Origin of the sequence: Microbacterium sp. SLBN-146 (assembly GCF_006715145.1) — a bacterium.
Classification (GTDB): domain Bacteria; phylum Actinomycetota; class Actinomycetes; order Actinomycetales; family Microbacteriaceae; genus Microbacterium.
In genome coordinates, this window is the sequence record NZ_VFMR01000001.1 from 1 (window position 1) to 10,675 (window position 10,675).

Annotated in this window: 11 protein-coding genes; all 11 read left to right on the plus strand. The window is 69.9% G+C overall.

Annotated features, from left to right (window positions below; genetic code table 11):
• A partial coding sequence (locus tag FBY39_RS00005) for a fumarylacetoacetate hydrolase family protein (protein ID WP_141929646.1) occupies nt 1–1,251 on the plus strand: 1,251 nt, incomplete at its 5' end.
• Entirely contained in the window at nt 1,248–1,931 is a 684-nt protein-coding gene (locus FBY39_RS00010) for a GntR family transcriptional regulator (RefSeq protein WP_141929647.1), read from the plus strand. The genes FBY39_RS00005 and FBY39_RS00010, both read left to right, overlap by 4 nt.
• A gap of 22 nt (nt 1,932–1,953) precedes the next feature.
• Nucleotides 1,954–3,465, plus strand: coding sequence for a 5-carboxymethyl-2-hydroxymuconate semialdehyde dehydrogenase (gene hpaE / locus FBY39_RS00015; RefSeq protein ID WP_141929648.1), 1,512 nt, complete (start codon nt 1,954–1,956; stop codon nt 3,463–3,465).
• 32 nt (nt 3,466–3,497) lie between these two features.
• Nucleotides 3,498–4,649, plus strand: coding sequence for a 3,4-dihydroxyphenylacetate 2,3-dioxygenase (gene hpaD, locus FBY39_RS00020; RefSeq protein WP_141929649.1), 1,152 nt, complete (start codon nt 3,498–3,500; stop codon nt 4,647–4,649).
• A gap of 2 nt (nt 4,650–4,651) precedes the next feature.
• Nucleotides 4,652–5,434 (plus strand): 2-keto-4-pentenoate hydratase, encoded by a 783-nt coding sequence (locus tag FBY39_RS00025; RefSeq protein WP_260838042.1) that lies wholly within the window; start codon nt 4,652–4,654, stop codon nt 5,432–5,434.
• Entirely contained in the window at nt 5,419–6,213 is a 795-nt protein-coding gene (locus tag FBY39_RS00030; RefSeq protein WP_141929650.1) for an aldolase/citrate lyase family protein, read from the plus strand. Before FBY39_RS00025 ends, FBY39_RS00030 begins: the two co-directional genes overlap by 16 nt.
• A gap of 185 nt (nt 6,214–6,398) precedes the next feature.
• On the plus strand, nt 6,399–7,196 hold the full coding sequence (locus tag FBY39_RS00035; RefSeq protein WP_141929651.1) for a transglutaminase family protein: 798 nt from the start codon (nt 6,399–6,401) through the stop codon (nt 7,194–7,196).
• Nucleotides 7,197–7,233: 37 nt separating this feature from the next.
• Complete coding sequence (locus FBY39_RS00040) at nt 7,234–7,782, plus strand: hypothetical protein (RefSeq protein ID WP_141929652.1); 549 nt, start codon at nt 7,234–7,236, stop codon at nt 7,780–7,782.
• A gap of 412 nt (nt 7,783–8,194) precedes the next feature.
• Nucleotides 8,195–9,049: a transporter substrate-binding domain-containing protein gene (locus FBY39_RS00045; RefSeq protein WP_141929653.1), complete on the plus strand. Its 855-nt coding sequence runs from the start codon at nt 8,195–8,197 to the stop codon at nt 9,047–9,049.
• 34 nt (nt 9,050–9,083) lie between these two features.
• On the plus strand, nt 9,084–9,929 hold the full coding sequence (locus FBY39_RS00050; protein ID WP_141929654.1) for an amino acid ABC transporter permease: 846 nt from the start codon (nt 9,084–9,086) through the stop codon (nt 9,927–9,929).
• A complete protein-coding gene (locus FBY39_RS00055) occupies nt 9,926–10,660 on the plus strand; it encodes an amino acid ABC transporter ATP-binding protein (RefSeq protein ID WP_141929655.1) in 735 nt (244 codons plus the stop codon). Before FBY39_RS00050 ends, FBY39_RS00055 begins: the two co-directional genes overlap by 4 nt.
• The last annotated feature ends 15 nt before the right edge of the window (nt 10,661–10,675 follow it).

The window sequence follows — 10,675 nt, forward strand, 5'->3', positions numbered from 1 at the left end:
TGGGTGACGGCCGCGAACGACCTCGGACTCTACGACCTCCGCGCGAACGACAAGGGCTCCAACGTCCGTTCGAAGGGCGGCGACGGGTTCACGCCGCTCGGGCCGTCGCTCATCGACGCCTGCAGCGTGGATCCCGCCGCGCTTCGCGTGCGCACGTGGGTCAACGGCGAGCTCGCACAGGCCGACACGACCGACGGGCTCCTCTTCCCCCTCCCCCGCATCGTCGCCGATCTGTCGCAGCACATGACCCTCGAGCCGGGCGACGTCATTCTCACGGGGACGCCCGCGGGCTCGTCCGTCGTCGCGCCCGGCGATGTCGTCGAGGTGGAGGTCGACGCACCGGCATCCGGATTCTCCTCCGGCCGACTGCGGACGACGGTCGTCGAGGGCGAGGCGCCGTTCGACGAGACCCTCGGCTCGCTCCCCGCCGTCGACGACACGCAGCGCGCCGAGGCGTGGGGATCGCGCGAGGCCGCGGGGCTCGGCCCGGTTCAGGATGCAGGAGATCTCGCCTCGACAGGAGGATCCGCGCCCGGTCGACCTGCCGAGCGGACTTCTCCTGCGCTGAGTGACGCCCTCCGCGCGAAGCTCGAGCGCACTCCCGTCGCCGGCCTGTCGCAGCAGCTGCGCAAGCGCGGGCTCGACAACGTCACGATCGACGGCGTACGCCCCCTGCATCCCGGCGCCAAGCTCGTCGGAACCGCCCGCACCCTGCGCTTCGTGCCGCTTCGTGAGGATCTCTTCGCGAGCCACGGCGGCGGCTACAACGCGCAGAAGCGCGCGTTCGACGCCGTCGAGAGCGGCGAGGTCATCGTCATCGAAGCGCGGGGCGAGACCGGCTCGGGAACGCTCGGCGACATCCTCGCGATCCGCGCGCACGCCCAGGGCGCTGCGGGCATCGTGACCGACGGCGGCGTCCGCGACGTCGACGCCGTCACGGCCGTCGGGATCCCCGTCTACACGGCCGGCGCCCATCCCGCCGTGCTCGGGCGCAAGCACGTGCCGTGGGATCACGACGTCACGATCGGATGCGGCGGCACGACCGTGCAGCCGGGAGACGTCATCGTGGGCGACGCCGACGGCGTCATCGTCATCCCTCCCGGGCTCGCCGACGAGGTCGCCGACGCGGCGCTCGCTCAGGAGCACGAGGATGCCTGGATCGCGGCGCGCGTCGCGGAGGGCCACCCCATCGACGGGCTCTTCCCGATGAACGCCGAGTGGCGGGCACGCTACGACGAGGAGCGGTCATGAGCGAGACGCAGAGCCTGTCGAAGTCGCAGCAGGCCTACCACTGGATCAAGGAGCGGATCGCGCGCCAGGAGTTCACGCCCGGCTACCGCCTCGTCCTCGGCACGATCGCGAGCGAGCTCGACATGAGCGTCGTTCCCGTCCGCGAGGCCGTTCGGCAGCTCGAGGCGGAAGGCCTCGTGACGTTCGAGCGCAACGTCGGCGCGCGCGTCTCGATGGTCGACGACTCGCAGTACCGGTCGTCGATGCAGGCGCTGTCGATCCTCGAGGGGGCCGCGACGGCACTTTCCGCGCGGCGGCTCACCGCTGACGACCTCCGGGCGGCACGGCGCATCAACGAGCTCATGATCGAGACGCTCGAGCACTTCGACCCGAAGGCCTTCACGGCCCTCAATCAGGAGTTCCATGCGGCTCTCTTCGGCAAGTGCGCGAACCCCCGCATGCTCGAGCTCGTCAACGCCGAATGGGGACGCCTCGGCCACTTGCGCGACTCGACCTTCAGCTTCGTCCCCGGGCGCGCGCAGGAGTCCGTCCGTGAGCACGAGAACATCCTCCAGCTCATCGAGAACGGCGCACCCCTCGGCGAGATCGAGAAGGCCGCCAGGCGCCACCGCTCGGCGACCCTCGATGCCTACATGATCCACGAGCACCCGGACGAGGCCCTCGGCCTGCCGGCATTCTGACCCCTCCCGAAGGAGCACCCCCATGACCCGGCACGTTCCCGCCGACCTCCCCGACCGCATTCGCCACTACATCGACGGACGGTTCGTCGATTCGATCGACGGCGACGAGTTCGACGTCCTCGATCCCGTGACGAACGAGACCTACGTCCGTGCCGCGGCGGGCAAGAAGGCCGACATCGACGCCGCCGTGGCATCCGCCCGTCGCGCGTTCACAGAGGGCCCGTGGCCGCGGATGCTGCCGCGTGAACGCTCGCGGGTGCTCCACCGCATCGCCGACCTCGTCGAGTCCCGCGATGCCCGGCTCGCCGAGCTCGAGTCCTTCGACTCGGGCCTCCCCATCACGCAGGCGCTCGGCCAGGCCCGGCGCGCGGCCGAGAACTTCCGGTTCTTCGCCGACCTGATCGTCGCCCAGACCGATGACGCCTTCAAGGTGCCTGGCCGGCAGATGAACTACGTCAACCGCAAACCGATCGGCGTCGCGGGCCTCATCACGCCGTGGAACACGCCGTTCATGCTCGAGTCGTGGAAGCTCGGCCCCGCGCTCGCAACGGGCAACACGGTCGTGCTCAAGCCCGCTGAGTTCACCCCCCTCTCGGCGTCGCTGTGGGCCGGAATCTTCGAAGAGGCCGGGCTCCCGCAGGGTGTCTTCAACCTCGTCAACGGACTCGGGGAGGATGCCGGAGACGCACTCGTCAAGCATCCCGACGTCCCCCTCATCTCGTTCACGGGCGAGAGCAGCACGGGCCAGCTGATCTTCGCCAACGCCGCTCCGTTCCTGAAGGGCCTGTCGATGGAGCTCGGCGGCAAGTCGCCCGCGGTCGTCTTCGCCGACGCGGATCTCGACGCGGCGATCGACGCGACGATCTTCGGGGTGTTCTCGCTCAACGGCGAGCGCTGCACGGCGGGATCCCGCATCCTCGTCGAGCGACCCGTCTACGACGAGTTCGTCGAGCGCTACGCGGCGCAGGCGTCGCGCGTCAAGGTCGGCGATCCGCAGGATCCCGCGACCGAGGTCGGCGCGCTCGTCCATCCCGAGCACTACGCCAAAGTCATGTCGTACGTCGAGCTCGGCAAGACCGAGGGCCGCCTCGTCGCCGGCGGCGGACGCCCCGCCGACCTCCCGACGGGCAACTACGTCGCGCCGACAGTGTTCGCCGACGTCTCCCCCGACGCGCGCATCTTCCAGGAGGAGATCTTCGGACCCGTCGTGGCCATCACGCCGTTCGATACCGACGAAGAGGCCCTCGCGCTCGCGAACGGCGTGAAGTACGGGCTCGCCGCCTACGTCTGGACGAACGACCTGAAGCGCGCGCACACCTTCTCGCAGGCGATCGAGGCGGGGATGGTGTGGCTCAACTCGAACAACGTCCGCGACCTCCGCACGCCCTTCGGCGGCGTCAAGGCCTCGGGTCTCGGGCACGAGGGCGGCTACCGCTCGATCGACTTCTACACCGACCAGCAGGCCGTGCACATCACGCTCGGCCCCGCGCACAACCCGACCTTCGGCAAGGCGGATGCCGCGGCATCCCACTGATCTCTCCCGCGAACCAGAGCAAGGACGCTGACATGACCCACCGCGATGACATGACCCTCACCTCCTCGGGCTTCTACGTGAGCCAGGAGGCGCCGATCCACAGCGCGAACCCCGTTCCGACACCGACGAGTCCCGCGCCGGACATCCTCCGCTGCGCGTACATGGAGCTCGTCGTCACCGACCTCGCGGCATCCCGCCAGTTCTACGTCGACGTGCTCGACCTCATCGTGACGGAGGAGGACGAGAACACCGTCTACCTCCGCTCGATGGAGGAGTTCATCCACCACAACCTCGTGCTGCGGCAAGGTCCCGTCGCCGCTGTGGCGGCCTTCTCGTACCGCGTGCGGACGCCGGAGGACCTCGACAAGGCCGTCGCGTTCTACGAAGAGCTCGGATGCCGCGTCGAGCGCCGCGTCGAGGGGTTCACAAAGGGCATCGGCGAGTCCGTCCGCGTCGAGGACCCGCTCGGGTTCCCGTACGAGTTCTTCCACGATGTCGAGCACGTCGAGCGGCTCGCGTGGCGGTACGACCTGTACACGCCGGGCGCCCTCGTGCGACTCGACCACTTCAACCAGGTCACCCCCGACGTCCCGCGCGCCGTGAAGTTCATGCAGGACCTGGGCTTCCGCGTGACGGAGGACATCCAGGACGACGAGGGCACCGTCTACGCCGCGTGGATGCGCCGCAAGCCCACCGTGCACGACACCGCCATGACCGGCGGCGACGGACCCCGCATGCACCACGTCGCCTTCTCGACGCACGAGAAGCACAACATCCTCGCGATCTGCGACAAGCTCGGGGCCCTCCGGCGCTCCGACGCGATCGAGCGCGGACCGGGCCGCCACGGCGTGTCGAACGCGTTCTACCTCTACCTGCGCGACCCCGACGGTCACCGCGTCGAGATCTACACGCAGGACTACTACACGGGCGACCCCGACAACCCCGTCGTCACGTGGGACGTGCACGACAACCAGCGCCGCGACTGGTGGGGGAACCCGGTCGTGCCGTCCTGGTACACGGAGGCGTCGCTCGTCCTCGACCTCGACGGCAATCCCCAGCCGGTCGTCGCCCGCACCGACTCGTCGGAGATGGCCGTCACGATCGGTGCCGACGGCTTCTCGTACACGCGGGCGGCCGAGGGAGCGGCATCCCTCCCCGAATACAAGCTCGGGAACCAGCTGTGACGCTGCCTCCCGACGTGCTCGCGTCGATCGCGGAGGAACTGGCGGAAGCCGACCGCACGCACGGGATGATCCCGAGGATCACGGCGCGGTACCCCGACGCGACGATCGAGGACTCGTACGCGATCCAGGGGGTGTGGCGCGACAAGAATCTCGCAGCCGGGCGGCTCCTGGTGGGCCGGAAGATCGGCCTCACCTCGAAGGCGATGCAGCAGGCGACGGGAATCACCGAGCCCGACTACGGCGTCATGTTCGACGACACGGTCTACCGATCGGGGGACGAGATCCCGGTCGCGCTGTTCTCGAACGTCCGCGTCGAGGTCGAACTCGCCTTCGTTCTCCGGGAGCCCCTCGAAGGACCGGACTGCACGCTCGACGATGCCCTCGCCGCGATCGACTACGCCGTCCCGGCCCTGGAGGTGCTGAACTCGCACATCGAGCTCGAGGGACGGACGATCGTCGACACGATCGCCGACAACGCCGCCTACGGGGCGATGGTGCTCGGCGACGTGCACAAGCGCCCCGACGAGATCGACCTGCGGTGGGTGCCGGGCGTCCTCGCGCGGAACGGCGAGATCGAGGAGACCGGCGTCGCCGCGGGGGTCCTGGGTCACCCCGCGACGGGGGTCGCGTGGCTCGCGAACACCTTCCACCAGCACGGTGCGCGACTCGAAGCGGGTGAGATCATTCTCGCGGGGTCGTTCACGCGGCCCGTATGGATGTCGCGGGGCGACGAGGTGCGCTGCGACTTCGGACCGATGGGGGTCATCGAATGCCGCTTCGTCTGACATTCCGCGACGACCTGCGCGCCGCCGAGCGACCGCTCGCCGGCATGTGGGTCTGCACGGGCTCGGCGCTCGTCGCCGAGATCGCAGCCGGCTCGGGCCTCGACTGGCTGCTGATCGATATGGAGCACTCTCCGACCGGTCTCGAGTCCGTCCTCGCGCAGCTGCAGGCCGTCGCGGCATCCGACATCACGCCCGTCGTGCGCGTGCCGATCGGCGACGTCGTGACGATCAAGCAGGTGCTCGACCTCGGGGCGCAGAACCTGCTCGTGCCGATGGTGTCTTCCGCCGCGGAGGCTGCCTCGGTCGTCTCCGCCGTGCGGTATCCCCCGCGCGGGGTGCGCGGAGTCGGGTCGGCGCTGGCCCGATCGGCGCGCTGGAACCGGGTCGACGACTACCTCGCGAACGCCGACGCGCACGTGTCGCTCTTCGTGCAGATCGAGACCGCGGCGGGAGTCGAGGCTGCGGCCGAGATCGCAGCGGTCGACGGCGTCGACGGCGTCTTCGTCGGGCCGAGCGACCTCGCGGCATCCCTCGGTCTCCTCGGTCAGCAGACGCATCCCGACGTCGTTGCCGCCGTCGGGCGCGCCTTCGACGCCGTGCGGGCGGCGGGCAAGCCCGTCGGGGTCAACGCCTTCGACCCGGCCGCGGCGCAGGCCTACCTCGACGCCGGCGCGTCGTTCGTGCTCGTGGGCGCGGACGTGGCCCTCCTCGCACGCGGATCCGAGGCCCTCGCCGCGCGCTGGTCTTCTTCGGCGCTCGGCTCGCGCGCGTCGTACTGACGCGTCGCGGGGCTCCGTTCACGCGCAGGGGTTCCGTTCACTTGTCCCGAAGGGCGGGGTCGGGGCCGCGGCATCCGCCATTCGCGACAAGTGAACGGGGAGGGATGCCGCGGGGGCGCATATCCGGACGAAGCCCGTCGCACAACCTTCATGCGCGCGACACGACGGCCTGCCAGGCTGGACGCATGCAGAGAGACGTCACCAGCCGCATCGTGCTGAACATCACAGAGCCGGCCGACCTCGTGTTCGCGATCGGGGTCTCGGAACATTACGCACCCACCGCCGAATCGTTCACCGCGACGCTCGATGGCACCGCGGTCACGCATACCGAGCTGAGTGACGTGCACGGCACGCGCCTGCACCGGGTCGAGAGCGGAACGGGTGAGCTCGTCGTGGAGTACTCCGCGCAGATCGAGGGCGCGGGCGCGGCGATCGAGACCGCAGACATCGACCTCCTCACCTACACGCGCCCGAGTCGCTACGCCGAATCCGACGCCCTCGCACCGACGGCCGCGGCGGAGTTCGCGGGGATCGACGATCCCGCGCAGCTCCTCGCCTCGGTGTCGTCCTGGGTCGGCACCCACTTGTCGTACGTGCCGGGATCGTCCCTGCCGACCGACGGTGCGACCCGCACGCTCCTCGCCCGGCAGGGCGTCTGCCGCGACTACGCCCACCTCTGCGTCGCACTTCTTCGCAGCCTCGGCGTGCCGGCACGTCTCGTCGCCGTCTACGCTCCGGGCCTCGACCCGATGGACTTCCACGCCGTCGCCGAGGCGTGGATCGAGGGCGCATGGCGGGTCGTCGACGCCACGACCCTCGCGCCCCGTTCGACGCTCGTCCGGATCGCGACGGGACGGGATGCCGCTGACACCGCCTTCCTGAACGTGATGTCCGGCCGGGCCGATCTCGTCGAGGTGCAGGTCACGGCGACGGTCGACGCGCTTCCGAACGACGACCTCGATCAGTTGGTGTCGATCGGGTGACCTCCCGCCCGCGGGCGACGCGTGGCAGGCTTGACGCATGAAGGCTTGGGTCGTGCGGTTCGTCTCCCTGTACCTCTTCAACGTCGTGGTGCTGCTCGTCATGGGCTGGATCGTGCCGGGTGTCGCGGTCGGGTGGGCGGCATTCTGGGCGGCCATCCTGCTGACCGCGGCCACCATCTGGCTGAAGCCGGTCATCAAGAAGGCGTTCGCGGGAGCCGCCGCGAAGTCGGCCGGTCAGCGGACGCGCGCCGGTGAGTGGCTCGTGCAGGCGGTGCTCGTCTTCCTCGTCGAGCTGATCATCTGGATCGCCGTCGTCCTGCTCTCGGGCGTCAGTGTGCGCGGGTGGTTCTGGGGCTGGGTGCTGCCGCCCATCGCCCTCCTGATCGCCTGGGCGATCTACGCCGCCGTCGACGACAGGATCGAGGCGCGGGCCGGGGCCGTGTACGACCGCGCGACGGGTGGGCGAGCGACGGATGCCGCGGCCGCACGCCCCGAGGTCCGCTCGACCCGCGCCGGGGAGACCGGCCGCCGCGAGCTCAAGGACGGCCTGACCGACGAGCAGCGACGCATGCTCGACGAGCTCTAGCCGCCGGCATCCCTCACGCCCTTTGCTCCTGCTGGGGTCCCCCTCCGGGTGCCGAGAAGACCCCAACTGCTCGCAACTCGGGCCGAAACCGACGTTTCGCGTCTTCTCGCCGCCCGGGGGGCCGGGGCAGCGGGCCCGGGGCGGCCAGGCGACGCTCGAGCTCGGGGACGACCCCCTGGACGCCGAGAAGACCCGAACTGCTCGATTCGGCGCCCAGACGCAGCGGTTTGGGTCTTTTCGGCAACTGGAGGGTGCGGGGATGGGTGGGGGCGGGTTTGATGGCCTCGGTGCATCAAGACCGTAACAAAGCGTCGTCGGGTGAGCCCGCGGCATCCGATCACCGTCATCATGGAAGAGCGGATGCCGCGACAGCACCCTTCGCGCCCGCCAGCACCCGAGCCCAGGAGGCCCCATGTCCCGTCGTTCCGCCCTGCTCCGTACCGCCGTCGCCGGCGTCGCCCTCGCCGCCCTCGCCCTGAGCGGCTGCGCGGCGTCCGCAGAGCCCGAGAGCGGCGACAGCAGCGAGGTGAGCGACGACGCCTACGTCACGCCGGGCACGCTCACGATCGCGACGGGCGACATCGCCTACGAGCCGTACGTCATCGACGACGACCCCTCGTCCGGCGAGGGCTTCGAAGCGGCCATCGCCTACGCGATCGCCGACAAGCTCGGGTTCGCCCCCGACGACGTCGAGTGGGTGCGCACGAGCTTCGAAGCGGCGATCGCCCCGGGACCCAAGAACTTCGACTTCAACATCCAGCAGTACACGATCACGGACGAGCGCAAGCAGGCCGTCGACTTCTCGTCGCCGTACTACGCCGCCAGCCAGGCGATCGTCGCCGTCGAGGGCGGGGCGGCCGACGGTGTCGACTCGATCGACGGCCTGAAGGGCCTGACGATCGGGGCGATGGCAGGGTCGACGAGCGCCCAGACGCTCGAAGAGGTCGTCGAGCCCGACGTCGCGCCGCAGCTCTTCGGCTCCAACGAAGACGTCGTCGCAGCGCTCAACGCCGGCCAGATCGACGCCTTCGTGATCGACCTGCCGACGGCGTTCCTCGCGACCTCGGTCTACATCGAGAACTCCTTCATCGTGGGCGAACTGCCCGCCGGCGGCATCGCCGACGAATGGGGCGTCGTACTCTCGAAGGACTCCCCCCTCACCGAGAGCGTGAGCGCCGCGATCGACGAGCTCCGCGAAGACGGAACCCTCGCCGCGATCACCGACGAGTGGCTCGGAGCGGGCCAGGGCGTCACGCTGCTCCAGTGACCCTCGACTCGACGCACTTCGGTACGGTCGAGGCGTGACGACCCACACGCCCAGCGCGCTCGAGCTCGAGCGGCGGAGCTTCCGCGCGCGGCAGTCCCGCCGCTCCGTGCTGATCGCGGTCGCCTCGTCGCTCGCCTTCGCGGCGGTCGTCGTGACGACGGCGGCGCTCTCGCCCGGGTGGGCCGACGTCCAGCGAGCGTTCTTCGACCCGGCGATCGCGCTCGACTCCCTCCCCCGCATCTGGGAGGGGTTCCTCCTCAATCTCCAGGTGCTGGGACTCTCCGTCATCACCGTCGGAGCTTTCGCGCTCCTCCTGGCGTTCCTGCGCACTCTCCGCGGCCCTGTCTTCTTTCCCGTGCGCGTCCTCGCCGCCGCCTACACCGACATCTTCCGCGGGCTCCCGTTCATCATCGTCCTGTACATCGTGGGCTTCGGACTTCCGACGCTCGCAGGCGTGCGGATCCCCGTCATCGTGCTGGGGACGCTCGCCGTGACCCTCACGTATTCGGCGTACGTCGCCGAGGTCATCCGCGCGGGGATCGAGGCCGTGCATCCGTCGCAGCGCCTCGCGGCACGCGCGATGGGCCTCGGCTACACGCAGACGCTGCGGCGGGTCGTGCTGCCGCAGGCCTTCCGCAAGATCACTCCCCCGCTCATGAACGACTTCGTCGCGATGCAGAAGGACGTGGGTCTCATCTCGATCCTCGGCGCGGCCGACGCCATCCTGGCGGCGAAGGTCGAGTCGGCGCAGACCTACAACTTCACGCCGTACGTCGTGGCCGGCATCCTGTTCATCCTCCTCGCGATCCCCACGATCCGTCTCACCGACTGGTATGCCGCGCGACTGCAGCGCCGCGAGCAGATCGGGGCGATCGTATGACGGGGCTCCTCCGCGCGACCGACCTGTGGAAGTCGTTCGGCGACAAACCGGTGCTCAAGGGGATCTCGCTCGAGCTCTCGGCCCACGACGTCGTCGCCGTCATCGGCGCCTCGGGGTCGGGGAAGTCGACGCTCCTGCGGTGCCTCAATCTGCTCGAGCCGATCGACGACGGCCAGATCTTCCTCGGCGACGAGGACATCTCCGATCCCCGGATCGACGCCAACCGCATCCGTGCGCGCTTCGGGGCCGTCTTCCAGAGCTACAACCTCTTCCCGCACCTGACCGTGCTCGACAACGTGACCCTCGGTCTTCGCGTCGTCGCGAAGACTCCTCGTCGCGAGGCCGCCGCGCGCGGGCTCGCCCTGCTCGAACGGGTCGGACTCGCGGACAAGGCCCACGAGCATCCCGACCGCCTTTCGGGAGGCCAGCAGCAGCGGGTCGCCATCGCCCGAGCGATCGCGACCGATCCCGAGGTGCTGCTCCTCGACGAGATCACGTCGGCCCTCGACCCCGAACTCGTGGGCGAAGTGCTCGAGCTCGTGCGCTCGCTCGCCGACGACGGTGCGACGATCCTCATGGCGACGCACGAGATGTCGTTCGCGCGCGACATCGCGAAGCGCGTCGTCTTCCTCGACGACGGGCGGATGCTGGAGGAGGGGCCGCCCGCGCAGATCTTCGGCTCCCCGCGCGAACCGCGCACGCGCGAGTTCCTCGCCCGCTTCACCCCCTAGCCCCCCCTGCCCTCT